This is a genomic window from uncultured Thalassospira sp., from assembly GCF_963976115.1.
In the GTDB taxonomy this organism is placed as follows: Bacteria; Pseudomonadota; Alphaproteobacteria; order Rhodospirillales; family Thalassospiraceae; genus Thalassospira.
In genome coordinates this window covers 120,040-145,514 of sequence record NZ_CAXBJJ010000005.1, presented here as the reverse complement: position 1 = coordinate 145,514, position 25,475 = coordinate 120,040, and the positions used below count along the sequence as shown (strand labels likewise).

The following is a 25,475-nucleotide window of genomic DNA, read 5'->3' as shown; positions in this document are numbered from 1 at the left end:
TTTCCAAAATGAAGCGGCCCGCAAACAAGGCCGCACAAAAGGGGACTTTTAGTATGGAATATCGCCGTTTGGGGCGTACTGACATTAATGTCAGTGTTATCTGCCTTGGAACCATGACCTGGGGCCAACAAAACACCCAGGAAGAAGCTTTCGAACAGCTTGATTACGCCACCAGCCATGACGTCAATTTCATCGATACCGCCGAAATGTATCCGGTTCCGGTGATGGAAGAGACCTTTGCCCGCACCGAAACCATCATCGGCAACTGGCTGGAAAAACGCGGCAAGCGCGATGATCTGGTGATTGCCACCAAAATTGTCGGCCCGGCAGAACGTTTTCCCTATGTCCGCGGTGGCCCGCGCCTGACCCGTGATCAGATTTTCACGGCCATTGATGCCTCTCTTTCGCGCCTGAAAACCGATTATGTTGACCTTTATCAGCTTCATTGGCCGGACCGGAATGCCAATTTCTTTGGCAAACTGGGCTACGAGCATGATACCGACGAGGCCTTCACCCCGATCGAGGAAACTCTTTCTGCTCTTGACGATGCGGTCAAGGCGGGCAAGGTGCGCCATATCGGCCTGTCGAACGAAACCCCGTGGGGCCTGATGAAGTTTCTTGAATGGGCCGAGAAAAAAGGCTGGCCCCGGGTTGTGTCGGTTCAGAACCCCTATGGTTTGTTGAACCGGTCCTATGAAGTGGGTCTGGCCGAATGCTCGATCCGCGAAGATGCCGGCCTTTTGGCCTATTCGCCGCTGGGCGGCGGAGCCCTTTCGGGGAAATATCTGAACGGTGCCCGTCCCAAAGGTGCCCGCACCACCTTGTGGCCGCAATATTTTGGCCGTTATCTTAAGGAAAATGGCATCAAGGCAACCGAAGCCTATGTCAAACTTGCCAAAGATAACGGGCTGGACCCGGCACAGATGGCCCTGGCCTATGTGAATTCGCGGCCTTTCCTGACGGCGAATATCATCGGGGCCACCTCGATGGAACAGCTGAAATCAAATATCGGGTCCGCCGATATCACCCTGTCGGATGATATTCTGGCTGAAATCGAAAATATCCAAACCCAGTGGCCCAATCCTTGCCCCTAAGCAGGATAGGCTGTGTCTTTACACCGGGTGACATTGATCTTGCTGCCCGGTAACGCCGGATAAACCGGATAAATAAGGAGGCGTCGTATGGTCGTGATCGTTTCAGGCAAGGAAACCGACCTGGAGGGAATGTCCGTGCGGCGCCTTTTGCCCCATCGTGATGTCCGTTCCGTTGGTCCGTTTGTGTTTTTTGACCATATGGGACCGGTCAGTTTCGAGGCCGGTTCGGGGATTGATGTGCCACCTCACCCCCATATCGGTCTGGCAACGGTGACCTATCTGTTTGACGGTGCCATTTTGCACCATGACAGTCTGGGCAATCATCTTGAAATTACGCCGGGCGATTTAAACTGGATGACCGCCGGGCGCGGCATTGTGCATTCGGAACGTGAAACATCTGATTTGCGCCATTCCGACCATAATTTGCATGGCTTGCAGTTATGGGTTGCCCTGCCCGAGGCTGACGAAGATTGCGCGCCCGAATTTACCCATGTCCGCAAGGATGATTTGCCGGTGATCCATGAATCCGGCCTGCATATGCGCCTGATCGCGGGCGAAGCCTTTGGTCACACCGCACCGGTGCCGGTGAAATCAAAGCTGTTTTACCTCGATGTTCATATGGATGGCGGGGCGCAGTTGTTGCTGCCTGGCGAAAACCAGCAGGCAGCTTTATATGTGATCGGCGGGGCTTTGCGGGTGAATGGTGTGCGGTATGAAGCCTTTAGCTTCATTTACGTCGCACCCGAAGAAATCCCCGATATTGTTGCCGAAAATCATTGCCGGGTGATGTTGCTGGGCGGTCTGCCGCTGGGGCATCGTCATATCTGGTGGAACTTTGTCGCCACCAGCAAGGATAAAATTGAACAGGCCAAAGCGGACTGGCGCGATGGCCGGTTTGATCCGGTGCCAGGGGAAGATGACCTGGTGCCGCTGCCAGGTACATCGCAAAAAGTCACCCCGCCACCAGCTTCCTGACCGTCCGAAAGGCCGTGCCCGGCGACCATTTTGCCTGGCCGGGCAGGCCCAAATTCCCCAATTTGTATGCGAGACTGAAAATGCGCTTGTTTGTCGGTATTCCCATCCCGGCCGATATCGCCCAAGACCTGTATCCCATTGCCCGCGCCATTCGCGGGCTGGAGGCGCAAACCCCCGAAAACATGCACTTAACCCTGAAATTCATTGGCAATGTGCAGGATCGCATCGTCGCGGCGCAAATTGATGATGCGTTGCTCCATACCCGCTTTAGCCCGTTTGATCTGCAAGTTGCCGGGTTGGGCATGTTTGGCACAGACCGCAAAGCCCGCATTTTGTGGGCTGCGGTGCTGCCCCAACCCGTGTTAACCCAACTGGCGCACCGGGTAGAATCTGCGCTGTTTCGCTGCGATGCTATTTCAGGCCAGCTTGATCGACGTAAATTTGCCCCGCATATCACGCTGGGGCGCAATCGTTCGGCCAGCAGGGCCGTGGTCGGGCAGGCGGTGGCGGACCATGCCGATCTCGCCAGTCGTGCTTTTCGGGTGACGCGTTTTTGTTTGTATCAGTCAATTTCAACGCGGGATGGCCCGGTTTATCAGGTTATGGCTGAATATGGCGAGGGTATTGACGTGCCTGCACCGGAAAAATCCCGGACCGGGGATCACGATGTCTTTGCCGATATTGATTTTTCTGTCGGGCCGGAAAGATAACACATAAGCCCCGACCGTGCGTAAATGCACCGGGCCGGGGCCTTGATGCTTGTGCCAATATCCAGCCATATCTCGTTAAAGCACTTTCCCTTAGATCGACGAACTGAACATTCAGGCTGCGCGACGGGCATGTTATCTGGCCGCACATGTGCCTGCCTTGTTTCACATTTTTTTCTTGTATTTGATGCGTATCAACGTTTAGCGGCGCTGACATTACTATTTCTAATTTCGTCGACACTTCCGGTTTTCCCTGTGTTTTCCCCTCCATCTCCTGTCGGCTTCCCGGGATATTATTAAAACGTCTCCGCCCGGCTTGCGTTCATAAGGAACTTCCAAATGCTCTACGATTCTGATTCGAAAAAGCCAGCGACCCTGGACTTTGCCAGGGATATTGCCCTGCGCGCCTCGGCGATTTCCATGGGCTTTGTTTTCCTGATGGGCGGATGGCGACGCTTTTATAATGTTCCGGCCAAGCATGACATTACCAGTCCCGGTCATTTGGCCAACAAGCTGGTTGAAGCAGCCCCGGGCTCTCCGGTGGAAGCGGCCATTCACTGGGTTCTGTACAATCCGCTTATTACCGAATGGTCTGTTTATGTGATGTCGACAGCCGAAGTGCTGGTCGGCCTGGCCCTGATTTTCGGCCTTTTAACCCGCCTGGCGGCAACAGGGTCTGCGTTGATCAATATCGCGCTGATGCTGATTTTTGGCTGGATGGGGTTTGAATGCCTTGATGAATGGACGATGGCCGCACTTGGGTTTGCGATTTCGGTCAGCGTTGTGATGTTTGGCCCCGGCAGCTTTTCGCTTGATCAGCGTTTTGGTCTGGATGTTTTGGCAAAATACATTACCCGGCCCGTCGCGATCAGCCTTACGGCGTTATCGATCCTGATGACGGGCGGTTTTTATTCGTACTATTTCGGGATTTTCGATTTTCACAAGCTGACCAGTACCGGCGCCTATAATATTGTCGCCAACGAAGTCCCCGGTCACCCGGATCAGGCCACGCTTTATGTTAATGCCGGTGGTTCTTCAACGGCAGCGTATGTAAAGTCCATCACCTTTACGCTTCAGGATGGCGCACAAATTATCCAGAATGCCGAAGAAATCAGCGTTATTCACAACCATTTTGCCCCATGGTCCCATTCTGGTAAAGTCGTGGATGGTGTTTTGAAACTGCGCCTTGGCTCGCTAACCGATATTCAAATCCCCGCAGGCGCACAATCGGCGGTCATTGATCTGATCGATAACAAGGACCCGGTTGTTCATTTTACCCAAACCGGAAACTGATTTAACGGCCGGTTTTCGCAAAGCCGTTTTGGGGGCGATGGTCGTGCGCCCTCGAAGGTGACTGGTGCGTTGGCAGATTTTGAATAAAAGAGATATAATTCATTGCGTTCAATGATGTTTGATTCTAGCTGTTCTTAATAATCAGCACGATGGGATTGTAGGGAATGTGATGCGGTTAAAGTGGTGGGAATTGGCCTTTACCATGCGTAAAGCTGAAGATGCATTGGCAAATTACGCAAAAGGTATCGAGAAGCTCGCGCCACTTTTCTTCGGGGCATCGTGCTTGATGCTTTTTATTGGTGTGTCGCTGCCAATCGTCAAGGTTTCAAGTCTTCTGATATTCACGAACAGCATCTCGATTGTCAGCAGCATCTATTTGCTTTGGCGAAGCGATGAATATTTTGTCGCTGTGATTATTGTGGCGTTTTCAATTGCCCTGCCTGTCGCAAAGATCGCGGTATCTGATTACGTGTGGAGAGGTTGCTCACTTGTGCAAGCGCAGAAAGGCCGCTCAATCGGGATGCTGGAATGGGTGGGACGATGGAGCATGTTGGATGTTCTGGTAATTGCCTTAATTGTTGTCTCTTTAAAGGCATCTATGTTGGGTGATGCGAAAACAGAACCTGGTATCTATTTCTTCTCTGCATCCGTGCTTTGCAGTGCGACGGGGGTAACGTTGATCAGAAGAACGCTGAAACGTCATTCCAGTCCTGACGTGCCTTTACACCCTTCTTCCTGATCACGGTTATTAAAGGAAACGTGCTTTAGGGTACACCTGACGGGTATACGCGCAATATAACTGTGTTTGCGTGTCGCTATCATCTTTAACGGTTTGGGGGGGGGCTTTGGGTCAGTGGCAGAGAGAAGGGGATTCGAACCCCTGAGGGGCTTACACCCCAACACGCTTTCCAGGCGTGCGCCTTAAACCACTCGGCCATCTCTCCACATGCGATCTGTCTATATCGCGAAAGCGGGCGGACATTAGCCGACAGGATCGGCGATGACAAGGTCAAATTCAGCGCTGTGTGACTATTTTTATTCAGGCGTGTTGGTCTGTCGATTTTGCCGCGTCATGACGACCGAAAGAGCGATTTCTTCATAGCTTTGATCTATGATGCTGCGGCAAATCAAATGTTTGCCGTAATTTTATGCATTATGAGACGTTTGGTTCCGTGGTGGCTCTTTACTGCGGGTGGTAAAAGCCGTTACGGTGTCGATAGTTATATCGAAATCGAAAAGTTTGAAGCCGAAAAGGCGGAGAAGAGTATGTGGTTTTTCAGGGTGCTGGGCTGGCTGTTTTTATTTGCCTGTCTGGCTGTACTGGTTGGCGATGGGGTTAGCGCGCTGCAAACAGGGACCTTTCGGTTCGTTGCAGCCGGTGAGCTATGGTATCGTCTGGATGCAGGAAGCCTGAATTTACTACAAGCCCTGATCGAGCAATATGTCTCGACCTGGCTTTGGGACAAGGTTTTTGTGCCCGGTCTGTTATTGCCGGCATTTTTGCTGTTGCTTGTGCCGGGTGTTTTGCTGAGCTATTTGGCACGACGGCGGCGTCGGCCCAGATATTTTTAACTTTTGCGGGTTTCAGCGAAGGCCCGGTGTGATGTGTCTTTGGGGCCAATCGTATCCGGGCAGCTTTAACCAATAACCGGCGGAGAGCGGCGATGCGGGCGATGATGTGCGAAAAAACCGGCGTCGATCCCGTTCTGCGGACAGTGGAAGATCCCGTCGCCGGTCCCGGCGAGGTGGTGATTGACATCTATGCCTGTGGCGTCAATTTCGCCGATACCTTGATCATTGCGGGCAAATATCAACATCGTCCCGATCTTCCCTTTATTCCCGGTTTTGAAATTGCCGGGATCGTTGCCGAGGTGGGCGCCGGCGTTGACGCCACCCTGATCGGACAACGGGTGATGGCAATGGCCGCCCATGGCGGGTTTGCCGAAAAAATGGCCCACCCGGCGGATCGTATCATTCCCATACCCGATGGTGTGGCCTTTGCCGATGCCGCTGCTTTTCAGATTACCTATGGAACATCGTGGTTTGCCCTGAAATACCGGGCCGCTGTGCGGGCGGGCGAGGTTGTGCTGGTGCATGGGGCCGCGGGCGGCGTTGGTGTGACGGCGGTCGAATGCGCCAAGGTTCTGGGGGCCAAGGTGATTGCCACGGCCGGTGGTGCAAAAAAATGCGACATTGCCCGCCAGCACGGGGCGGATTTTGTGATTGATTATAAATCCGAAAACATTGCCGAGGCGGTCAAGGATATATGCCAGCGCCATGGCTGGCCTGCCGGGGTGGACGTGGTTTACGACCCGGTGGGCGGTGATGTGTTTGATCAGTCCTTGCGCTGTGTCGCCCCTGGCGCGCGGTTGCTGGTGATCGGCTTTGCCAGTGGCGATATTCCCCGGATACCGGCCAATATTTTGCTGGTTAAAAACATTGCGGTGCTGGGGTTTTATTTTGGCGCTTATCTGGAGCAAAACCCGGAAGCAGCCCGCGCGGGCATGGCTGATTTGGTGCAGAACCTGGCGGCGGGCTATATTACCCCGTCGGTATCGCGCAAGTTTGATCTGGCCGATGCACCGCTGGCCTTTGCGGCCCTGCGGGATCGCAGTGCGACACACAAAATGGTCGTTCTGTGCCGCAAAGACACAGATTAACGGGTTTTGGGCTGTTGTCTGGTGGTTGGCGCGTAATATAGGCCACAAGGGCTTGCCAGAATTCCGAAAACTGTGGATTTTACTCTGGGGCTGCATATGTGGCCTGTCAACTGATGGCAAATCCCTAAGAAAGCATCTGTATGAGCCGGTCTAAATCCCCCAAACACAATGCCAGCCGTACCCGTGACCAGTACGAAACATTCCCCTATCCCGCACGTCGGGCCGAGGATGAGGACCAACGCCTGATCACGGGATCGCCCGGTGACTGGGGCGAAGTGGTTCATTATGTTTTTGGCGGACGTGACCCCGGCGTAAAAGGCGCACCGTTGCGTATTTTGGTTGCGGGCGGCGGGACAGGCGATGCGGTGGTGATGCTGGCCCAGCAGGCCCATGATCGCGGGGCCAATGCCGAAATTGTGTATATCGATCTCTCGGCGGCATCGCGCGACATTGCCGAGGGTCGGATCAAACGGCGCGGGCTTAAAAATGTTACCTTTGTCACCGGATCGTTTGTTGATCTGGCGGCGCAATATGGCCCTTATGATTATATTGATTGCTGCGGTGTGCTGCATCACTTGCCCGACCCTGATGCCGGGTTGCGCACCCTTGCCAATTGCCTTAAGTCCGGTGGTGGCATGGGCTTGATGGTTTACGCCACCATCGGCCGTACCGGTGTTTATCATGTGCAGGAAATGATGCAGCGCCTGTCGGCCGAGGCCGCAGGGCGCGCCCGGCTTGAAACCGGCCAGGCATTGTTTGCGGGTCTGCCGCCGACCAACTGGCTTAAACGCAATCCGTTTGTGAATGATCATATCGAGGGCGGCGATGCCGGGTTTTATGATTTGCTGTTGCATCAGCAAGACCGGGCTTACCGCGTGGATGAAGTGTATGATTTTGTCGCGCAGGCAGGGCTGCGATTGCAAAATTTTGTTGAACCGTTGCGCTATGACCCGGCGATTTACACATCAAACCTGCATATCCTGGAAAAACTGGCGGGTTTGTCGGCACGTGCGCGTCACGCCATGGCTGAATTGCTGGCAGGCAACATTACCAAGCATATTTTTTATGTCGTAAAGGCAGAGAATGAAACGCGCCCGATGGAAATTTCGCAAACGGGCAAGGCGGGCGGACTGTCGGTTGGCGGGCAGGATGTGGCGGTGATGGTGCCTTATCTGGGGCGGATTGACAGGGCCAAACTGGCCGCATCGGTGGCCAAAAATGCGCAGATTAAAATCAATTTCAACGGATTTTCACTGACCTGCAAGCTGCCCCCGGCCAGTGCCGCGATTTTGTCGCGGGTAAACGCGACGCGCAGCCTGGAAGACATTCGTCAGTCGTTTGACCCGGTGCCGGAAAAACAGTCTTTTTATGTGCAAGTAACGGCCCTGTTTTCCGTATTATCGGCGGCCAACCTGCTGTTTTTGCGACATCCCGTTTGATTGGCCGGTGGCTTTGCTGTGTGCAGGGAGGGTGGTTTGGGCAAGACAAAAGAAAAGCCGGACATCACGGGATGTCCGGCCTGGATCGTATCGTGCACGTCAGTAACGAATGCGCGGCTGCGGTTGGGATAGCGGCGATTGCGTTTGTGTGAAGGCACGAATCAGGGCATCAAGAACCTGCAAGGGGAATGAAAGGCGCCCTTGCAAGCTGAAAAATCGGGGAGACATAATGAGTTTCCGTGTTTGGTCGTTCAACTGACCGGAATGCGACCCGGCCCGGTCGGCAGCAAAATGTTTTGCCGCGATGGCGGGCCGATCAGGCCTGCCAGAAAGGTTTTTTGGCTTCGATGCGGGCATCGTAAACGTCCCAGCCAATGTCGCGCAGCAAATGCGCGTCCATGTCGGCAAGGCGGTTGCGCAGTGTAAAGCGTGCGGCCCACTGGCGCGGCAGCGCAAACAGACGATCCAGTGTATCGGTGTTGCGGGTGCGCGGGGCGTTAAGCAGGGCGGTATTCTTGGTGATCGCTACCATAATTGTATATCTTTCAATCTGTTGGCGGCTCTCTCAAGGGATGCGGCCATGAATTTCGGTTTGTTAAACTCAGGGTTATACTGTTTTTTACGTGTTCTCAAACCATATTTTAGCATCATACTATGAGATAAACTCATGCAAGAAGGCCAGCTATGAAACGTCGACCCTTGCCGTTGAATGCTTTGCGGGCCTTTGAAGTCGCGGGACGTCTTGAAAGTTTTACCAAAGCGTCACAAGAACTTAACGTTACCCAGGGCGCTGTCAGCCGTCAGGTTCAACACCTGGAAGATGTGTTGGGGCGGCGGTTGTTTGATCGCCATCATAGGCGACTAAAACTCACGCGACCGGGGCGTATTTTGTTGATGTCGCTGACCGATGCGTTTGACGCGATTGAATCGGCGGTCGGGCGAATCGAGGATCGGGCCGATGATGTCCAGTTGCGGGTGGTCGCGCCGCTAACCTTTGCCATGCGCTGGATCGTGCCGCGTCTGGGGCGGTTTCAGGCGGAATACCCCGATTTGCAGGTGCAATTGGGCACCTTTAACGACGATAGCCTGCCGGTTGATTTTTCGGAAACCGATATCGCCATTCGTTTTGCCGATACGCCGGGCGATCAGTTGGTGCATGAATTTTTAACCGGTGAACGGTTGTTGCCGGTGTGTCATCCCAGCCTGGTGGCGCAATTGGCGTGCCCGGAAGACCTGGCCAAGGTGCCGTTGCTGCATTGCTCTGCCCAGCGTGAAGACTGGCGCATCTGGCTGAATGGTACGGGGATTAAAGGGGTCGATGCCGACCGGGGGCCGGTTTTTGCCACCCTGGATATGGCAATGGAAGCCGCTGCGAGTGGTTTTGGCGTGGTTATCTCCGACCCGGCGATGATTGGCGAATATGTGGTGACCAACCGGTTGACCGTGCCGTTTGATTTGCCGGTTGACAGTCCCTATGCCTATTCGCTGTGTTACCCGGACGGGCGTTTGGAACGGCGCAAGGTGCGTGCCTTTCGCGATTGGTTGATGAGTGAAATCACCCTTGAAACCACAAAGCGCAAATCCGTTCAAAAACAGGTGTAGTCGGGTATGATGCCTTGAAATTGAACCCCTTTGTTCTTCATTATGAAAACGCAGACAAAAGGTATATCTGCCTTGCATCACCAACCGCGATCAGTGGAAAAGACGGTCATTTTGATGGATATCAGTACAGGTGGGGTGGTCCGGTTGAGGCATATGTGGCGTAAAAAGCATATGATCGGGGCATTGATCGCAGGCTGTATGGCGCTGGCATGGTCGGCTGCCAGCCAGGCGAAAGAAGCCAAACCCAATATCACCCCCGCCCCGACCATCGCGGTTAGCGAGGAACCCCTTGCCAGTCTGGCGCGGCCTGAATATGCGATATCGCTGTATGGCGATTTAAAATACGGGCCGGGTTTTACCCATTTTGATTATGTCAATCCCGATGCGCCCAAAGGCGGCATTTTGCGAGATAGCTGGCATGGTTCGTTTGATTCCCTGAACCCCTATATTCTGAAGGGCGATCCGGCGATCGGGCTTGGCCTGATGTATGATACCTTGCTGGTCAGCAGTCAGGACGAGCCGTTTTCCGAATACGGGATGGTGGCGCAAAAGATCGAAGTGCCGCAAGACCGGTCCTATGCGACGTTTTTTATCAACCCTGCCGCCCGGTTTCAGGACGATACCCCGATCACCGCCGACGATGTGATTTTCTCGTTCAATACGTTGATTGAGAAGGGAAGTCCGCTTTATCGGCAATATTATGCCTCGGTCGATCATCTGGAAAAACTCGATGATTTGACGGTCAAATTTGTCCTCAAGCCGGGCGATAATCTGGAATTGCCGCTGATTTTGGGGCAGATTCCGGTTTTGCCAAAGCATTACTGGAAAGACCGGGATTTTACCAAAACCACCTTTGAAATCCCGGTGGGCAGCGGGCCTTATAAGATCAAGGATTTTGAACCCGGCCGATATATTACCTATGAACGGGTTAAAAATTATTGGGCAAAGGACCTGCCCTCGGTCAAGGGCATGTATAATTTTGATACCATTCGCTACGATTATTACCGCGACCTCGATGTGGAACGTCAGGCGTTTTTTGCCGGTGAATATTATTACCGCACGGAACATGCATCACGTGAATGGGCCACCGGATATGACAAACCCGCAGTGCGTAATGGCAATATCAAAAAGGAACTGATCCCCAACCATCAACCGCGCGGGATGCAGGGCTTTATTATGAATACCCGGCGTCCGCTTTTTGCCGATCATCGGGTGCGCCGTGCCTTGCAATATGCGATGGATTTTCAGTGGCTGAACCGGGCAATGTTTTATGGCGCCTATCAGCGGACCGACAGTTACTTTGTCAATTCCGAACTGGCATCCTCTGGCCTGCCCCAGGGCGAGGAACTGGAAGTTCTCAACAGGTTTCGGGATCAATTGCCACCAGATCTGTTTAGCAAACCCTATAGCCTGCCTGACTACGATCAGGAGAATGGCCGCCGCAAGGCCCTGCGCGAAGCCATGACATTGTTAAACGATGCCGGATGGGAATTGCGCGACCAGAAACTGGTCAACAAAAAAACCGGTGAACCGTTTCGCTTTAGCCTGATGTTGCGCCAGCCGGGATTTGAAAAGATTGCCCTGATGATGCAAACCCGCCTGCGTCAGCTTGGCATTGAAATGGATTTTCGCCTGATCGATACCGGTCAATGGATTAACCGGATACAGTCGCACGATTTTGACATGACCACGATATGGTGGCAGCAAACCCTGTCGCCGGGCAATGAACAGCGCGATTATTGGTCTTCGGCAGCGGCGGAGCAACCGGGTAGTCAAAATTATGCGGGTATCAAGGACCCGGTGATCGATCAGATCATTGATCTCGTGATTTCTGCCGAAAGCCGCGACAGCCTGGTGCAGCGCACCCGCGCATTGGACCGTGTGCTGCTGTGGGGCGATTATACCATTCCGCAATGGTATCAACCCGCTGATCGCTTGGCATATTGGAACATTTTTGGCAGGCCATCGGTGGTGCCAACCAAAGGCAATTCAATGATGACCTGGTGGATTGACCCGGAAAAATCGAAAAAACTGGGTAAGGGGGGGTATTAAGCCATGCTGAATTATATTCTGCGGCGCATTTTGCTGATCCCGGTCACCCTGTTTGGCATCATGGTTTTAAACTTTGCCATTGTGCAGTTTGCGCCGGGCGGCCCGGTGGAACAGATGGTCGCCCAGCTTCAAGGGGCCGATGTTTCAACCACGGCCCGCATTTCCAACAATGGCGCGGATAGCGGCGGTGGTGGCAGCGCCAAGGCCGGTAACAATTTTTCAAGTGATTCCAAATACCGGGGCGCACAGGGGTTAGACCCCGAAGTGATCGCCCAGCTTGAAAAACAGTTCGGGTTTGATAAACCGGCCTATGAACGGTTCTGGATGATGATGAAAAATTATCTGACCTTCGATTTTGGCCAAAGCTATTTTCAGGACCGCGATGTCGTTGACATCGTGATCGACAAATTACCGGTGTCAATCTCGCTGGGTTTATGGTCCACGCTGATTATTTATCTGATTTCGGTGCCGCTAGGCGTTGCCAAGGCGGTACGCGATGGCAGCAACTTTGATATCTGGACATCGGTTGCCATTATCACGGGCTATGCGATACCGGGTTTTCTGTTTGCCGTGCTGCTGATTGTGTTGTTTGCGGGGGGTACATATTTTGATATTTTCCCGTTACGCGGCCTGACATCGCCAGGGTGGAGCGACATGTCGCTTTTGGGGAAAATCGGCGATTATTTCTGGCATTTGACCCTGCCGATTACTGCGCTGACCATTGGTGGTTTTACCACGCTGACCATGCTGACCAAAAATTCGTTTCTGGATGAAATCAACAAACAATATGTGGTGACGGCAAAGGCCAAGGGGCTTAGCGAAAAGCGGGTTTTATACGGGCATGTGTTTCGCAATGCCATGTTGCTGGTGATTGCCGGGTTCCCCAGTGCGCTTATCGGGTTGTTGTTTACCGGATCTGTCCTGATCGAGGTGATCTTCTCGCTCGACGGGGTGGGACTTTTAGGGTTTGAATCGGTTATGAAACGCGATTACCCGGTGATGTTTGCCACTCTTTATATGTTTACGCTGGCGGGGCTGGTTTTAAACCTGGTTAGCGATCTGGCCTATCATTTCGTCGATCCGCGCATCGACTTTGACGCGCGGAAGGATTGACCCCATGGCAACAATACTGCGCTTTTCGCCCCTTAATCTGCGTCGTATCGAAAATTTCCGTGCCAACCGGCGTGGTTATTGGTCGCTGATGATTTTTGCCGTTCTGTTTGTGATTTGCCTTTTGGCCGAAGGCATTGCCAATGACCGGCCCATGATCGTTAAATATGATGGCAACTGGTATTTTCCCATCGTCAAGGATTACCCCGAAACCACATTTGGCGGTGATTTTGATGTCGCGACCGATTTTTATGATCCCTATTTACAGGGAAAAATCCAGAATAACGGCTTTGCCGTCTGGCCGATCATTCCGTTTTCTTACGACACCATCGATTTTAACATGCGCGAACCGTTGCCTGCAGCGCCGTCGACGCGGCATTGGCTGGGCACCGATGATTTGGGCCGCGATGTGCTGGCGCGGCTGATTTACGGGTTTCGTATTTCGGTGCTGTTTGGTTTGGCCCTGACCCTGATCAGTTCCGTGATTGGTATCGCTGCGGGGGCGGTTCAGGGGTATTTCGGTGGTTGGATTGATCTGACATTCCAGCGGGTGATTGAAATTTGGAGCGGGCTGCCGCAACTTTTTATCCTGATCATTCTGGCCAGCCTGTTTGCGCCGGGTTTCTGGACGCTGTTGTTCATTATGGTCCTGTTTAGCTGGATGAGCCTGACCGGCCTTGTCCGTGCCGAATTTTTACGCGCCCGTAATTTTGAATATGTCCGTGCTGCCAAGGCGTTGGGGGTTGGCGATTTTCGCATTATGACACGGCACGTGTTGCCCAATGCGATGGTCGCGACAATGACGTTTTTGCCCTTTGTGCTCAACGGTTCCATCGTTGCCCTGACCTCGCTGGATTTTCTTGGCCTGGGCATGCCGCCGGGGTCGCCATCGCTGGGCGAATTGCTCTCGCAGGGCAAAAACAATCTGCAGGCACCGTGGCTGGGCATTACCGCTTTTTTCGCCATCGCCATCATGCTGAGTTTGCTGATCTTTATTGGCGAAGCCGTGCGCGATGCCTTTGATCCGCGCAAGACATTCTAGGGGAATTTGATGTCACAACAGGGCAAAGCCGAATATCTTCTCGATGTCAGCAATCTTGCTGTGCGCTTTGGCAGTGTTGATGCCGTGCGCGGTGTTTCTTTTCGCATGCAACGCGGCGAAACGCTGGCACTTGTCGGCGAAAGCGGGTCGGGTAAATCGGTAACGGCAATGTCGATTTTGCAATTGCTGCCTTATCCTCGCGCTACCCACCCGGCAGGTTCGATCCTGTTTGACGGGCAGGAAATGATCGGTGCCCCCGAGCGGACCTTGCGCCAGATCCGGGGCAATCGCATTGCGATGATTTTTCAGGAACCCATGACCTCGCTTAATCCGCTGCATAATGTGGAAAAGCAGGTTGGCGAGGTTTTGTTGCTTCATAAGGGGTTGCGCGGGGCCAAGGCCCGCGACCGCATTATCGAGCTTTTGGATCTGGTTGGCATTCCCGATCCGAAATCACGGTTGCGATCTTTGCCGCACGAACTTTCGGGCGGGCAGCGCCAGCGCGTCATGATCGCCATGGCCCTTGCCAACGACCCCGAATTGCTGATTGCCGATGAACCGACAACCGCACTTGATGTGACCATTCAGGCGCAAATTCTGCAATTGTTGCGCGATCTGCAAAACCGGCTGGGCATGGCCTTGTTGTTGATTACCCACGACTTGCAGATCGTCAAGAAAATGGCCGATCAGGTTTGTGTGATGAAAGACGGCGAGATTGTTGAATTTGGCGATAATGCCCGCCTGTTCGAACAGCCCCGCCACCCTTACACCCGCCGTTTGCTCGATGCGGTGCCATCGGGGCAGGCGCGGCCGTTGCCCGATGACGCCCGGCAATTGTTGCAAACCGGCGAAATTCACGTCCGTTTTCCGATGGGCAAAAAAGGTATTCTGGGGCGCCCGGAATATTATCTTGAAGCGGTGGATGGCGTATCGGTTTCGGTGCGACAGGGCGAGACATTGGGTATTGTTGGCGAAAGCGGGTCGGGCAAGACCACCTTGGCGCTGGCGATTTTGCGGTTGTTGCAGTCGCAAGGCGACATCACCTTTGACGGGGTTGATGTGCGTGCGCGCGATGGTGCGCAAATGCGCGCCTTGCGCCGCGACATGCAGGTGGTGTTTCAAGACCCGTTCGGGTCGCTAAGCCCGCGTATGTCCGTGGCCCAGATCGTGGGTGAGGGCCTGGAAATTCATCAGCCGGAACTTGACAAAGCCGCGCGCGAAGAACGTATTGCCCAGGCCCTGATCGAGGTGGATTTGCCCGAAAGTGCGCTGCATCGTTATCCGCACGAATTTTCCGGCGGGCAACGCCAGCGGATTTCGATTGCGCGGGCCTTGGTGTTAAAACCGCGCTTCATGGTCCTTGACGAACCGACCTCGGCACTCGATATGTCAGTACAGGCGCAGATCGTGGAATTGCTGCGCGATTTGCAGGCGCGCCACAATATGGCGTATTTGTTTATCAGTCATGACCTGAAAGTGGTGCGCGCCCTGTCGCACCGTGTGATGGTGATGAAGGGCGGAAAACTTGTTGAAAGCGGGACCGCCGACGAGATTTTCGACCACCCGCAACATGCATATACAAAGGAGCTTCTGGCTGCAGCGCTTGACATGAATGCCCCCATTGGGTGATTTGACGCGCTATAGCATAAAAAGAAGCATCTAAAATGAGATAATAGGTTGGAAGTAATGGGTAAAACCCGGAAGACAGCACAGGGTAATTCTGTGTTACCGGCCGTGCGTATTTGGGCTTTTTTAAGCGTCGCTTTTTTTGCCTTTACGGCATTTCCCTTGACGGATGCGCTGGCGTCATCTGGCGAAGGCAAGGAAGCCGCCGCAGAAGGCGGGGCCGAAGGTGTTGCCTTGCCGGGCAATATATTCGAGCTTGATAAACTTGTAACCTCGATCGTTCTGCCCCGTCAGGGCATGATTCGTCAGCTTGTTGCGGGGATCTGGCTGGAATTGTCATCGGTGGAGCATCGTGCGCTTGTGACGCGGATACAGCCGAAACTGCTCAACGCCTTTATGAATGATCTTCAGCGCTACTTTTACCGCGATAGCCAGTATCGCGCGGAAAAGCTGGCAAAAGGCGAGCGCGGCTATCGTTACGAGGCCCCGGCGCTGCTGCCTCCGCCCAAGCCGAAACTGAATGAAGACGGCGAGGAAATCGACGAGGAGCCTGTCGAAGGCGACGCTCCAAAACCGCTTTTTTCCGCCTTCAAGCCAACCACGGATCCGATCATTGTCGGGCTTCAACGGCGTTTTCAGCTAACCTGTGACAAGGTGCTTGGCCCCGGTGTTGTCAAATCGGTGCAAGTGCGCGCCCTGCTCGATCAATGGCCGAACGAACGCTAACAGCCTGTCGGGAAGGTGGTGTCGTTATAGAAACGGCATCTTGCAATTTAAGATGAAGCAGGAAGTTGCCTGATCGGCCAGATCAGCAGGTTTTGAGGTTCTTGAACAATGGACAGTCCGTTTTGCGGGTTGTCTTTTTGTTTAAGAGTGGGGGGGGCGTTTTTGCTGGTGATGGGGGCGCGTTCTTTTGCAAATCTGCAGCAAGTTAAATCAAGACCGGCATCGAAACGAATAAAATCACCGGTCGAGAACCGGCACGACCGCTTAAAATGTTCAGCCAGGGTTTTTGGATTGGCGCCGGTAACCCCAAGGCCATTGCCTTTTTCGGGGCCTTGTTCCCGCAGTTTATCGACGCAACCCGGCCCCTGTTGCCTCAGATTCTGGTTCTGGGGATCACCTTTGTCATTTTTGATTACACTGCCGTAATGGTATACGCCACAGCCACAGCCACATCACGCATCGCCCCATGGGTCACCCGCCATGGCGGCAGCCGCGCCATTGACCGCTTTTGCGGGGCTGTTCTGATCAGTGCCGCATTGTTACTGTCGCTGATCGATGCGCCAACCAGCTTTGCTAGCGAGAAATAACAAACCCCTTGCCGCTACGATCGAAACCGATCTACAGGCCGCGCCGCCGCCGAACGATCTTTGATCAAGCCCATGCCTTTCGCGTGATCTGTCGCATAGGGAAGAGCCATTGCGCCGCCGAACCATTCAGCCGTGGCACCGTCGCAGACCGCAAAGGCAACCGCGCCAGAAGAGTTGCAGGGGCCATTGGTTGCGCCGCATTTGCGATGCTGGCGCGAAGCGATGTTCCCGCCTGTTAATTCTGTACCGGGCCATCCTGGGGGAAAGTACCGCAAAAAGGTGCCTGAAAAACCAGGGTGCCCCGGACCGGCAAAAAACAGCTTATAAACCCGGTCTCTGTTTGATCTGTGATTTTGCAAAATCTGGTGCCTGCGTGTTGATCTGGTGGCGTTCTGATGTATCTCGCGGCTGTGGGGCGATAAATTATCTGAAGCAGGGTAACGGCGGGCGATAAATAACAGGAGCCAATCGCGGGCTGGCCTGTTTTCGAATGTTTCACGCATTACATACCAACCGTTTGGTATGTAATGCGTGTCAGTATGTAACAGCATACCGATTGGTCGGTAGCAGGAGTGATGGTGGATTTGTATCTGACATGCGGCCTGAAAAGGGTCTTCGACGCCAGATCAAGCGCCTTTGGGGTGCAGATCAGATATTTGCAGGCCGCACCAGCACGGCAGGAAATATGGCAGCCAGCGTGCTTTGGTCGGGCGGAAATTACTGGGTGGTTTTGCCTGCACTGCCGACAATGTCACCAAATTCTCGCAAAAAGACCGAGCCCTTGACGGTCCGCTGGATAAGCACCGAGCGGCGATCGTCTTCATCGACTTTGCGTTTGACCATGCCCAGTGAACTCAGCCGGTCAAGCGCGCGGGTAATCGCCGGTTTGGAAATATTCAGGGCTTCGGCCAAGCCCCGAACAGTATGGGGCGCCGGGGTCAGATAAACAGTAAGGACAAGGGCCATCTGCCGGGCGGATAAATCGGGTGAATCCCGACGTACACTTTCGACAGTCGCGATACGCCAAAGGTCAAGCGCTTGAGACGGTTTGATCTCGATGGGCATATCTATGTCCAACAGCCTGTTTGTTACGAATACGTAATCTGTTTACCTGACCCCTGACATTAAGTCAAAGGTTGATTTTAGTTAATTTACTTACCGTAACGATCACTAATGACCTTGAAGGCGGCCCGGATACCCTGGGCTTCGCCGCCTTCGGGGCGACCGGGTGTTCCGGCCGGGTTCCATGCCATCAAATCGATATGGGCCCATGCTTTTGCACCCTTGGCGAAACGGTCCAGGAACAGGGCCGCAATAATCGCGCCGCCAAATGCCCCCGATGAGATATTATTGGTATCAGCCACCTTGCTATCAAGCATCGGACGATAATCTTCCCACAGCGGCAACCGCCACAAAGGGTCGCCCATGTCGATGCCAGTATTTTGCAGGGCATTTGCCAGGTCATCATTGTTGGAAAACAGGGCTGGCAAGCCAAGGCCAAGGGCCACGCGGGCCGCCCCGGTCAGGGTGGCGAAATCGAGCAGCATTTCCGGATCTTCGCTGGCGGCTTCGGTTAGCGCGTCAGATAAAACCAGACGGCCTTCGGCATCGGTATTGCCAACTTCAACCGTTACGCCCTTGCGGGTATTGATAATGTCGCAGGGGCGAAACGCATTGCCCGACACCATGTTTTCAACAGCGGGAATAAGAACACGCAGGCGCACCGGCAATTTTGCCGCCATGATCATGCGCGCCAGACCCAGCACCTGGGCGGCACCGCCCATATCCTTTTTCATTAACAACATGTTGCTGGCCGGTTTCAGGTCATAGCCGCCGGTGTCAAAACACACACCTTTGCCCACCAGCGTGACACGCGGCGCATTTTCATCGCCCCAGCGCAGGTCGATCAGGCGCGGGGCGCGGGCGCTGCCTTTACCAACGGCGTAAATCGACGGATAATTCTGTGTTTCAAGATCATCGCCAACAATCGTTGTGATGGTGGCATCAAATTCACCGGCCAGGGTTTGGGCGGCATCGGCCAGTTCGGCCGGTCCCATGTCGTTGGCAGGCACATTGATCAGGTCGCGGGTCAGGGCCATGCCGCGGGCGGTGTTTTCGGCCCGGTTGCTTGCCGCATTGTCGGGGCGGACAAACGATGCCTGCGGGGCATCGATTTTGCGATAGCGATCAAACCGGTACCCGCCAAGATAAAGGCCCAGCATGGCGCGTTCGCACAAAATGTCATTGGCGGTGACGGCTTTTTCAAACTGATAGGTGCCTTTGGGCAGCAGGCTGACAAGGGCAGCAAAATCCCAGATCGATTGGGCATCGTCTTCAAAACCCAGCACCACCATTGCCGCACCACCGTCGGCATCGGGCAATAAAAGGCTGGTGCCGCGTTTGGCGTCAAACCGGTTGGCGGCGATCCATGCCTTGTGGATGGCAGATTGGCCTTCTAGCCATGCGGTGAAGCCTGCCGGGGTTACCGCGTGAAGGGGGATGGGGGACGCAGTGGCAGAAGATGGGGCCGGGATGATGTGGTCGAACAATTGATCCGTCCTTGTTTGTTTTGGTGGGGCGCGCAGCCCAAAACGCCCAACCCGGCGTAACAGGCCGGGTAAAGCGGGTTTGGGCAATTGTTTTCATGATGATGCGTGACATGGGTCATCATGATCAGCATTGTTGTGGTCATTATGCGGTGATTGACACAAAAACAACAAGGGGGATTGGTGTGCCATCTGCCAGCCATTATTGGCGGCTTGCACGGGCGGTGCCAATCTGTCTTTCTGGTGCAGACATAACCCGACATTTTTTGATTGTACGGTGGTGAAATGGAAAATCTTCCGGTTCTTTATATTGGCAATAAAAATTATTCGTCCTGGTCGCTGCGGGCGTGGTTGGGGTTAAAGGCAACCGGGGTTGCGTTTGAAGAAAAACTGGTTTCGCTTTACACCGATGAATGGTTCGCCAAGGCTCCGGTTCTTTCTCCTTCCGGCAAAGTTCCAGCCTTTTTTGATGGCACAAAAACCATCTGGGAGGCATTGGCTATTTTGGAATATATCGCCGATACCCGCCCCGATACCCTGTTATGGCCGCTTGATATGGATGTGCGGGCCATTGCGCGGTCGGTTGCGTTGGAAATGCATGGCGGCTTTATGGCCCTGCGCACCAATATGCCAATGAATTTGCGCAAGGATCTTTCCGGTCGCGGCCGCGAACCCGGCGTGGACAAAGATATTGCCCGGATCAGCGCCATTTTTAACATGTGCCGCAGCCGTTATGGCCAGGGGGGTGACTTTCTGTTTGGTCATTTCACCATCGCCGATGCCATGTTTGCCCCGGTGATCACGCGGTTTAAAACCTATGGTGTCACCCTCGATCCTGTTGGCGAGGCCTATAAAAACGCCATGCTCGCCTTGCCTGCCATGCAGGAATGGTATGGTGATGCGCTAAAAGAAGACTGGGTGATTGAAGCTGCTGAATTGCCCGCACGCGGATAATCATTCTTTGGATTTTGTTAAAACCACCCTTTAGAGGTTTTCTTGCCTGTTTTGCCGTTTGATGCGCCAGAAGTTGATCCGCCCGGCCAGGACCCGGACCTTGACCGTGTTTTGGCCGATGTGCGGGCCTGCGAGATTTGTGCCGACCATTTACCTTTGGGGCCGCGCCCGGTGGTGCGCATGGCGGTGTCGGCACCGGTTCTGGTGATTGGGCAGGCACCGGGAACCAAGGTGCATCAAACCGGCCTGCCGTGGAACGATGCCTCGGGCGACCGTCTGCGTGACTGGTTGCAAATGTCGCATGCGGAATTTTATGACCCGGCCAAACTGGCGATTATGCCAATGGGGTTTTGTTATCCGGGCCGGTTTGAACGCGGGGGGGATTTGCCCCCCCGCCCCGAATGCGCGCCAACATGGCATGATGAATTGTTGCGCCATTTGCCCAATGTGCGGTTAACCTTATTGATCGGCCAATATGCGCAGGCGCGTTATCTCGGCTCACGTCGTGCTAAAACCATGACCGAAACGGTGCGCCGGTTTGAACAGTTTTTGCCCGATGGTTTGCTGCCGATGCCCCACCCCAGTTGGCGCAATACGGCATGGATTGGTAAAAACCCGTGGTTTGAAAGCCAGCTTTTGCCGATCTTGCGCAACAGGGTCAAAGATGCGCTGTCAGGGTGAAAACAGGGTGCTTTCAAAATCCTGACATGTTTTCATGGCTTTATAAGCACGACGATTTCAAAACGACATCTTGAACCCGCAACAGGAGGCTGAAATGAGCAAACTTTCCCCTGCCGAAATTGACGTGGCCTTGAACGAAGTTCGCGGCTGGACCTTGGCGGGTGATGGCCTGTCGATTCAGAAAACTTTCAAATTCAAGGATTTCAACCAAGCCTTTGGTTTTATGACCCGGATCGCGCTTAAGGCCGATAAAATGGATCATCATCCCGAATGGTTTAATGTCTATAACAAGGTCGACATCACCCTGACGACCCATGATGTTGGCGGAGTGTCGCAAAAAGATATCAAGCTGGCGGCCTTTGCCGATGACGTGGTTTAATGACCGGTTCGCAATATCCCAAAGCCGATGAAGTGATTCACCGGCTTTGGGATTATTTTGGCGCGATTATTATTTTGGTTCCAGCCTTACTGCACCATCAATACGAATGGTTTCGCCGTTCATCATTTCGTTTTCGCAAATATGCAGGGCCAGGCGGCCATATTCCTCTGGCCGGCCCAGCCGTTTGGGAAAGGGCGTGTTGGCGGCAAGGCTGTCTTGCACGTCATCGGGCAGGCCGGAAAGCATCGGGGTGCCAAACAGGCCCGGCGCAATCGCCATTACGCGAATGCCGTGGCGGGCCAGTTCACGTGCGGCTGGCAGAGTTAAGGAATGCACAGCCCCCTTGGATGCCGCATAGGCCGCCTGGCCGATTTGCCCTTCAAAGGCGGCAATTGATGCGGTGTTGATAATGATGCCGCGTTCGCCACTTTCCACCGGGTCGGCCTTGCTCATGGCATCAGCAACCACGCGCATCATGTTGAATGTGCCAATCAGGTTAACATTGATCACGCGGCTAAAGGCCTCAAGGCTTGCCGGGCCGTCGCGGCCCACAATGCGTTCGCCATGCACAATTCCGGCACAACTGACCAGAATACGCGGTGAACCCAGATCACGGGCGACTTTGGCAACGGCGTCTTCGACACTTTGCGCGTTGGTGACATCAACCGCATAGCCAATACCGCCCAGTTTTTCCGCCGTGGCCTGCGCACCATCGCCATTCAAATCAAACGCGGCAACCTTCGCCCCGGCAGCCGCCAGAACCCGTGCGGTTGCGGCCCCCAGACCGGACGCTGCCCCGGTCACAATCGCGACTTTCCCTGAAACCTGCATCGGGTTCTCCTATTTTTTAATTTTAATTGGTATTTCTATACCAAATTATTTGTTTTTGAGGCAAGGGAAACACGCACAATTTATATCGGCCCCGATTTGGGCAAGGGCCAACCGCAAAGCTGAGGATCGGAACTGCGGGTAAAGGCCGGATGTATGTGGCGCGCGGCGTGGTGCTATTTGGCGGCGGGGGCCGACAATTTGCGTTCGCTCAGAACCACATATAAGGCACTGCCAATGATTAAACCGGCACCGGGTAACAACCATATTTCGGGAACTTCCCCAAACAGCAGACCGGCCAACAGGGCAATCACCGGCAGGCGTAAATAGGAAAAGCCGACAAAAAAGCTGTAATCGGCCAGTTGCAGGGCTTTGACATTGCAATATTGCATCGCGTTCATCATCGCGGCTGCCAGCGCCATTAAGGCGATGCTTTGCCAGCCGGGCGTTTGCCACACCAGTATCGCCGGAAGGAAGGAAATCGGTGTGGTGATTGCCATTAAATAAAACAGGATGGTGCTGGGGTGTTCATGGCGCACCAGCAATTTGGTTGTCATCCCGGCCGCTGCCATGCACAGCGCGGCGGCAATGGGCAGCATGTCGGGCAGGGCAATGCCGTTTAACCCGGGTTGTATGATCAGCCCGACGCCAATAAACCCGTATAAAACCGCCAGCCAGTGATGGCCCCGTACCGTTTCGCGCAAAATAATGGCGGCCAGAAGGGTGCCAAATAACGGCACGGTAAAATTAAGGGTGGTGGCGCGGGCCAAAGGCAAAAGTTGCACGGCAAAAAACCAGAAACACATTTCCGCCGTCGACAACGCCCCGCGCAGCCCAAACAGGGCAGAGTTCGCGGTTTTTAATCCCGCAAAACCGCGCCGCAGGGCAAAGGGTAAAATCAGGATCAGCCCAAAGGCAAAGCGTAAAAAGACCGCCTCAAACGCCGGAATATCGCGGGTGACAATGCGGACAATAATGCTAAAGCAGGCGGCCAAAACGGCCGCCGTCGTTGCAAACAGGGCTGCGCGCATGGATGCAGGCAGGTTTTGCAATACTTTTATGTGTCTCCTTTGCGGGCAGGTTGACGCTTTTCGTTTTTAGCTGCGTTCACCTTGTTCTCCCGGTTGTCTTCATCATCAGCTTTATCATGTGCAGGTGCGTGCGGATCAGGCGTCATACTGGCACTAGGCCGTGTATCGGGGGCGGGGCGCTGGCGGGGGGGCGGGTCCAGATCGGTTGCGGGGGATGAATGTTCGCGGTCAAAGCGTTTGGCCTCGCGTGCCAAAACGGCTTCGCGCCTTGCAATGTAAATGGCCGACCCAACAATCAGCCCGGCACCGGGAAGCAGCCAGATTTCGGGGATTTCGCCAAACATCACCAAAGCCACAACAACGACAAAGGGCAGGCGCAAATAATTGAACCCAATGACAAAGCTGTAATCAAACAGGCGAAAGGCGCTGGTATTGCAAAGCTGGGTAATGTTGGCCATGAACGTGCCGACCAGCAAAATCATGATCACGTCCCAACTGGGGGTTTCCCATACAAACAGGGCGGGGATCAGGGTCATTGGTGTCATTAGCAGCATGGTGTAGAGCACCACATTGGGGCTGCTATCGGTCCGGGCCAATGATTTGATTGTCATGCCCGCACAGGCCATGCACAGGGCGGCAACCACGGGTAAAATGCTGGCAAGTTGCATGGTGTCGCTGCCGGGGCGAATGATAATGGCAACCCCGGCAAAACCGGCGATCAGGGCAATGATGCGATGATGGCGGATTTGTTCTTTAAGGAAAATCGCGGCCAGCACAGTGCCAAATAACGGCACGGTGAAATTAAGGGTGGTGGCCTCGGCCAGGGGCAAATAGGCCAGGGCGGAAAACCAGAAAGTCATTGCCCCCATTGAAAAAATGGCGCGTAGAAAAAACATTCGCCAGCGTGTGGTGTGCAGCGATGAAATACCCGCACGCAGCGATACCGGCACAATCAGAAAAAAGCCAAAAAGGTTACGGAAAAAAACAACTTCCAGCGGCGGCATTTCCTGTGTTGCCAGGCGCACGGTTACAGAAAACCCGGCGGCAGAAATCGCGGCAATGGTGGCAAAAATTGCCGCCTGCATATAGTTGGGAAGTTGTTGAAACCGTTGCTTCATTTTGATACCAGCCTGTTATTGTGGGTGCAATTTCCCCGGTCAGAACGGGGTGGTGCAATCGATTGAGCACGGTCGTAAACACACGAGATTATCGGCACGAGTTGAATTTACCGGCGTCCTGACGGATCAAGGGCTGCCAATGTGCCAAAACGGGCAGGCGGAACCCAACCGCATCCAGCTGCACCGGGTCATTTTGTTGACCATATCGTTAAGGTAATGACGCAAGATCAGGTCGTAAAACGCAGATATATCCGTGAAAACCCCGAAAAACGTATGTTATCTATATGAGTATACTGGATTTTATAAGAAATCCAGCGCCACATTGTTAGCGGGTGCAGCCAGGGGTATTTCCTTTTTACAGATGCGGTGTTTCTTCGCAACGAGCTGATTTTTGTGTATTATTGTCTATCGGCAGGGGCGTGATACCGGGGGGAAGGTTATGGATGCCATCGACGCGAAGTTACTTGATATTTTACAGGAAGACGCATCGCAATCCTATGCGGTGCTGGGCGGCAAGGTGGGATTGTCGGTTTCGGCGGTGAATGACCGTGTGCGCAAACTGCGCGATCAGGGCATTATCCGGGCGTACCGGGTTGAAATTGACCCCGATGCTGTTGGGCGGTCCTTGATGGCAATGGTGTGGTTGCGCACCGACCCGGCCAAGGGCAACCGCAAAATGATCAAATCTTTGATCAAGGCCGACGAGGTGATGGAATGCCATCACATGACAGGGCGGTTTGATTTTCTGTTAAAGCTGCGGTTGCGCAATACCGCACATCTTGAAAGTTTTGTCACCGACGTGATCAAGGAACTTCCGGGTATTGTTGAAGTATTGCCGGAAATTGCCCTGTCCACGGCGAAGGAAACAGCGTTTATTCCGGCGCAAGAACCAGTCGTTGGTTAATTTTAATCGCGCAACACGATCATTGAAATGCTATATCTTGTGCATTCCGATGTGAATTGAATGGTTCGACATTAATTTTGCCGCAATTTTCAGGTGGAAATGCGGCCACGTAACTGTGCGA

The 25,475-nt window shown here is 53.9% G+C and carries 25 protein-coding genes and 1 tRNA gene; 19 read left to right on the top strand and 7 right to left on the bottom strand.

Going from position 1 to position 25,475, the window contains the following annotated elements:
- Positions 1–53: 53 nt before the first annotated feature.
- From AAC086_RS07575 to AAC086_RS07555, 5 genes are all read left to right on the top strand, one after another.
- Positions 54–1,094 carry an NADP(H)-dependent aldo-keto reductase gene (locus AAC086_RS07575; protein ID WP_339777213.1) on the top strand — a complete coding sequence of 347 codons (1,041 nt, stop codon included), beginning with the start codon at positions 54–56 and terminating at the stop codon, positions 1,092–1,094.
- Positions 1,095–1,181: 87 nt separating this feature from the next.
- On the top strand, positions 1,182–2,069 hold the full coding sequence (locus tag AAC086_RS07570; protein WP_339777211.1) for a pirin family protein: 888 nt from the start codon (positions 1,182–1,184) through the stop codon (positions 2,067–2,069).
- A gap of 80 nt (positions 2,070–2,149) precedes the next feature.
- Complete coding sequence (gene thpR / locus AAC086_RS07565) at positions 2,150–2,779, top strand: RNA 2',3'-cyclic phosphodiesterase (RefSeq protein ID WP_339777209.1); 630 nt, start codon at positions 2,150–2,152, stop codon at positions 2,777–2,779.
- Positions 2,780–3,115: 336 nt separating this feature from the next.
- On the top strand, positions 3,116–4,069 hold the full coding sequence (locus AAC086_RS07560) for a TQO small subunit DoxD (RefSeq protein WP_339777207.1): 954 nt from the start codon (positions 3,116–3,118) through the stop codon (positions 4,067–4,069).
- 202 nt (positions 4,070–4,271) lie between these two features.
- Complete coding sequence (locus AAC086_RS07555) at positions 4,272–4,808, top strand: paraquat-inducible protein A (RefSeq protein WP_339777204.1); 537 nt, start codon at positions 4,272–4,274, stop codon at positions 4,806–4,808.
- 115 nt (positions 4,809–4,923) lie between these two features.
- On the opposite strand, the gene AAC086_RS07550 is transcribed toward AAC086_RS07555, so the two are convergent.
- Positions 4,924–5,013, bottom strand: a tRNA-Ser gene (locus tag AAC086_RS07550).
- Positions 5,014–5,224: 211 nt separating this feature from the next.
- On the opposite strand from AAC086_RS07550, the gene AAC086_RS07545 reads away from it, so the two are divergent.
- The 3 genes from AAC086_RS07545 (at position 5,225) to AAC086_RS07535 (ending at position 8,168) form a co-directional block, all read left to right on the top strand.
- Positions 5,225–5,641: a hypothetical protein gene (locus AAC086_RS07545; protein ID WP_339777202.1), complete on the top strand. Its 417-nt coding sequence runs from the start codon at positions 5,225–5,227 to the stop codon at positions 5,639–5,641.
- Positions 5,642–5,733: 92 nt separating this feature from the next.
- The gene (locus tag AAC086_RS07540; RefSeq protein WP_339777200.1) at positions 5,734–6,729 is read left to right on the top strand and encodes an NADPH:quinone oxidoreductase family protein; all 996 of its coding nucleotides are present in this window, start codon (positions 5,734–5,736) and stop codon (positions 6,727–6,729) included.
- Positions 6,730–6,869: 140 nt separating this feature from the next.
- The gene (locus tag AAC086_RS07535; protein ID WP_339777197.1) at positions 6,870–8,168 is read left to right on the top strand and encodes a class I SAM-dependent methyltransferase; all 1,299 of its coding nucleotides are present in this window, start codon (positions 6,870–6,872) and stop codon (positions 8,166–8,168) included.
- A gap of 316 nt (positions 8,169–8,484) precedes the next feature.
- On the opposite strand, the gene AAC086_RS07530 is transcribed toward AAC086_RS07535, so the two are convergent.
- Complete coding sequence (locus AAC086_RS07530; protein ID WP_339777195.1) at positions 8,485–8,700, bottom strand: hypothetical protein; 216 nt, start codon at positions 8,698–8,700, stop codon at positions 8,485–8,487.
- A 152-nt stretch (positions 8,701–8,852) separates the two neighbouring features.
- On the opposite strand from AAC086_RS07530, the gene AAC086_RS07525 reads away from it, so the two are divergent.
- The 7 genes from AAC086_RS07525 (at position 8,853) to AAC086_RS07495 (ending at position 16,913) form a co-directional block, all read left to right on the top strand.
- Positions 8,853–9,770 (top strand): LysR substrate-binding domain-containing protein, encoded by a 918-nt coding sequence (locus tag AAC086_RS07525; RefSeq protein WP_339777192.1) that lies wholly within the window; start codon positions 8,853–8,855, stop codon positions 9,768–9,770.
- Between the two features lie 114 nt (positions 9,771–9,884).
- A complete protein-coding gene (locus AAC086_RS07520) occupies positions 9,885–11,822 on the top strand; it encodes an extracellular solute-binding protein (protein ID WP_339777189.1) in 1,938 nt (645 codons plus the stop codon).
- Positions 11,823–11,825: 3 nt separating this feature from the next.
- Positions 11,826–12,935: a microcin C ABC transporter permease YejB gene (locus AAC086_RS07515; protein ID WP_339777186.1), complete on the top strand. Its 1,110-nt coding sequence runs from the start codon at positions 11,826–11,828 to the stop codon at positions 12,933–12,935.
- A gap of 4 nt (positions 12,936–12,939) precedes the next feature.
- Entirely contained in the window at positions 12,940–13,974 is a 1,035-nt protein-coding gene (locus AAC086_RS07510; RefSeq protein WP_339777183.1) for an ABC transporter permease, read from the top strand.
- Positions 13,975–13,983: 9 nt separating this feature from the next.
- On the top strand, positions 13,984–15,603 hold the full coding sequence (locus AAC086_RS07505) for an ABC transporter ATP-binding protein (RefSeq protein WP_339777181.1): 1,620 nt from the start codon (positions 13,984–13,986) through the stop codon (positions 15,601–15,603).
- A gap of 57 nt (positions 15,604–15,660) precedes the next feature.
- Positions 15,661–16,326: a hypothetical protein gene (locus AAC086_RS07500; RefSeq protein ID WP_339777179.1), complete on the top strand. Its 666-nt coding sequence runs from the start codon at positions 15,661–15,663 to the stop codon at positions 16,324–16,326.
- Between the two features lie 269 nt (positions 16,327–16,595).
- Positions 16,596–16,913 (top strand): LysE family transporter, encoded by a 318-nt coding sequence (locus AAC086_RS07495; RefSeq protein WP_339777176.1) that lies wholly within the window; start codon positions 16,596–16,598, stop codon positions 16,911–16,913.
- A gap of 717 nt (positions 16,914–17,630) precedes the next feature.
- Here the strand turns inward: AAC086_RS07495 and AAC086_RS07490 are convergent.
- Complete coding sequence (locus tag AAC086_RS07490) at positions 17,631–17,978, bottom strand: MarR family transcriptional regulator (RefSeq protein WP_085579069.1); 348 nt, start codon at positions 17,976–17,978, stop codon at positions 17,631–17,633.
- Positions 17,979–18,064: 86 nt separating this feature from the next.
- Positions 18,065–19,462 (bottom strand): leucyl aminopeptidase family protein, encoded by a 1,398-nt coding sequence (locus AAC086_RS07485; RefSeq protein ID WP_339777170.1) that lies wholly within the window; start codon positions 19,460–19,462, stop codon positions 18,065–18,067.
- Between the two features lie 282 nt (positions 19,463–19,744).
- Between AAC086_RS07485 and AAC086_RS07480 the strand changes: the two genes are divergently transcribed.
- From AAC086_RS07480 to AAC086_RS07470, 3 genes are all read left to right on the top strand, one after another.
- Positions 19,745–20,413 (top strand): glutathione S-transferase family protein, encoded by a 669-nt coding sequence (locus AAC086_RS07480; protein WP_339777167.1) that lies wholly within the window; start codon positions 19,745–19,747, stop codon positions 20,411–20,413.
- Positions 20,414–20,455: 42 nt separating this feature from the next.
- Complete coding sequence (locus AAC086_RS07475) at positions 20,456–21,094, top strand: uracil-DNA glycosylase family protein (RefSeq protein ID WP_339777165.1); 639 nt, start codon at positions 20,456–20,458, stop codon at positions 21,092–21,094.
- Positions 21,095–21,188: 94 nt separating this feature from the next.
- A complete protein-coding gene (locus AAC086_RS07470; protein ID WP_339777161.1) occupies positions 21,189–21,473 on the top strand; it encodes a 4a-hydroxytetrahydrobiopterin dehydratase in 285 nt (94 codons plus the stop codon).
- Positions 21,474–21,542: 69 nt separating this feature from the next.
- On the opposite strand, the gene AAC086_RS07465 is transcribed toward AAC086_RS07470, so the two are convergent.
- The 3 genes from AAC086_RS07465 to AAC086_RS07455 all read right to left on the bottom strand — a co-directional run bounded on the left by AAC086_RS07465 (position 21,543) and on the right by AAC086_RS07455 (position 24,450).
- Positions 21,543–22,304, bottom strand: coding sequence for an SDR family NAD(P)-dependent oxidoreductase (locus AAC086_RS07465; RefSeq protein ID WP_339777158.1), 762 nt, complete (start codon positions 22,302–22,304; stop codon positions 21,543–21,545).
- 173 nt (positions 22,305–22,477) lie between these two features.
- Positions 22,478–23,353 carry a DMT family transporter gene (locus AAC086_RS07460; protein WP_339777155.1) on the bottom strand — a complete coding sequence of 292 codons (876 nt, stop codon included), beginning with the start codon at positions 23,351–23,353 and terminating at the stop codon, positions 22,478–22,480.
- A 5-nt stretch (positions 23,354–23,358) separates the two neighbouring features.
- The gene (locus AAC086_RS07455) at positions 23,359–24,450 is read right to left on the bottom strand and encodes a DMT family transporter (RefSeq protein ID WP_339777152.1); all 1,092 of its coding nucleotides are present in this window, start codon (positions 24,448–24,450) and stop codon (positions 23,359–23,361) included.
- Positions 24,451–24,889: 439 nt separating this feature from the next.
- Between AAC086_RS07455 and AAC086_RS07450 the strand changes: the two genes are divergently transcribed.
- Positions 24,890–25,354 carry an Lrp/AsnC family transcriptional regulator gene (locus AAC086_RS07450; RefSeq protein WP_339777151.1) on the top strand — a complete coding sequence of 155 codons (465 nt, stop codon included), beginning with the start codon at positions 24,890–24,892 and terminating at the stop codon, positions 25,352–25,354.
- Positions 25,355–25,475 lie beyond the last annotated feature (121 nt).

What these genes read in the sequence shown, in the direction of transcription:
- AAC086_RS07575 (WP_339777213.1), top strand. Translation starts at nt 54, where the DNA reads ATGGAATATCGCCGTTTGGGGCGTACTGACATTAATGTCAGTGTTATC.
- AAC086_RS07570 (WP_339777211.1), top strand. Translation starts at nt 1,182, where the DNA reads ATGGTCGTGATCGTTTCAGGCAAGGAAACCGACCTGGAGGGAATGTCC.
- thpR (WP_339777209.1), top strand. Translation starts at nt 2,150, where the DNA reads ATGCGCTTGTTTGTCGGTATTCCCATCCCGGCCGATATCGCCCAAGAC.
- AAC086_RS07560 (WP_339777207.1), top strand. Translation starts at nt 3,116, where the DNA reads ATGCTCTACGATTCTGATTCGAAAAAGCCAGCGACCCTGGACTTTGCC.
- AAC086_RS07555 (WP_339777204.1), top strand. Translation starts at nt 4,272, where the DNA reads ATGCGTAAAGCTGAAGATGCATTGGCAAATTACGCAAAAGGTATCGAG.
- AAC086_RS07545 (WP_339777202.1), top strand. Translation starts at nt 5,225, where the DNA reads ATGAGACGTTTGGTTCCGTGGTGGCTCTTTACTGCGGGTGGTAAAAGC.
- AAC086_RS07540 (WP_339777200.1), top strand. Translation starts at nt 5,734, where the DNA reads ATGCGGGCGATGATGTGCGAAAAAACCGGCGTCGATCCCGTTCTGCGG.
- AAC086_RS07535 (WP_339777197.1), top strand. Translation starts at nt 6,870, where the DNA reads ATGAGCCGGTCTAAATCCCCCAAACACAATGCCAGCCGTACCCGTGAC.
- AAC086_RS07530 (WP_339777195.1), bottom strand. Translation starts at nt 8,700, where the DNA reads ATGGTAGCGATCACCAAGAATACCGCCCTGCTTAACGCCCCGCGCACC.
- AAC086_RS07525 (WP_339777192.1), top strand. Translation starts at nt 8,853, where the DNA reads ATGAAACGTCGACCCTTGCCGTTGAATGCTTTGCGGGCCTTTGAAGTC.
- AAC086_RS07520 (WP_339777189.1), top strand. Translation starts at nt 9,885, where the DNA reads ATGGATATCAGTACAGGTGGGGTGGTCCGGTTGAGGCATATGTGGCGT.
- AAC086_RS07515 (WP_339777186.1), top strand. Translation starts at nt 11,826, where the DNA reads ATGCTGAATTATATTCTGCGGCGCATTTTGCTGATCCCGGTCACCCTG.
- AAC086_RS07510 (WP_339777183.1), top strand. Translation starts at nt 12,940, where the DNA reads ATGGCAACAATACTGCGCTTTTCGCCCCTTAATCTGCGTCGTATCGAA.
- AAC086_RS07505 (WP_339777181.1), top strand. Translation starts at nt 13,984, where the DNA reads ATGTCACAACAGGGCAAAGCCGAATATCTTCTCGATGTCAGCAATCTT.
- AAC086_RS07500 (WP_339777179.1), top strand. Translation starts at nt 15,661, where the DNA reads ATGGGTAAAACCCGGAAGACAGCACAGGGTAATTCTGTGTTACCGGCC.
- AAC086_RS07495 (WP_339777176.1), top strand. Translation starts at nt 16,596, where the DNA reads ATGTTCAGCCAGGGTTTTTGGATTGGCGCCGGTAACCCCAAGGCCATT.
- AAC086_RS07490 (WP_085579069.1), bottom strand. Translation starts at nt 17,978, where the DNA reads ATGCCCATCGAGATCAAACCGTCTCAAGCGCTTGACCTTTGGCGTATC.
- AAC086_RS07480 (WP_339777167.1), top strand. Translation starts at nt 19,745, where the DNA reads ATGGAAAATCTTCCGGTTCTTTATATTGGCAATAAAAATTATTCGTCC.
- AAC086_RS07470 (WP_339777161.1), top strand. Translation starts at nt 21,189, where the DNA reads ATGAGCAAACTTTCCCCTGCCGAAATTGACGTGGCCTTGAACGAAGTT.
- AAC086_RS07465 (WP_339777158.1), bottom strand. Translation starts at nt 22,304, where the DNA reads ATGCAGGTTTCAGGGAAAGTCGCGATTGTGACCGGGGCAGCGTCCGGT.
- AAC086_RS07455 (WP_339777152.1), bottom strand. Translation starts at nt 24,450, where the DNA reads ATGAAGCAACGGTTTCAACAACTTCCCAACTATATGCAGGCGGCAATT.
- AAC086_RS07450 (WP_339777151.1), top strand. Translation starts at nt 24,890, where the DNA reads ATGGATGCCATCGACGCGAAGTTACTTGATATTTTACAGGAAGACGCA.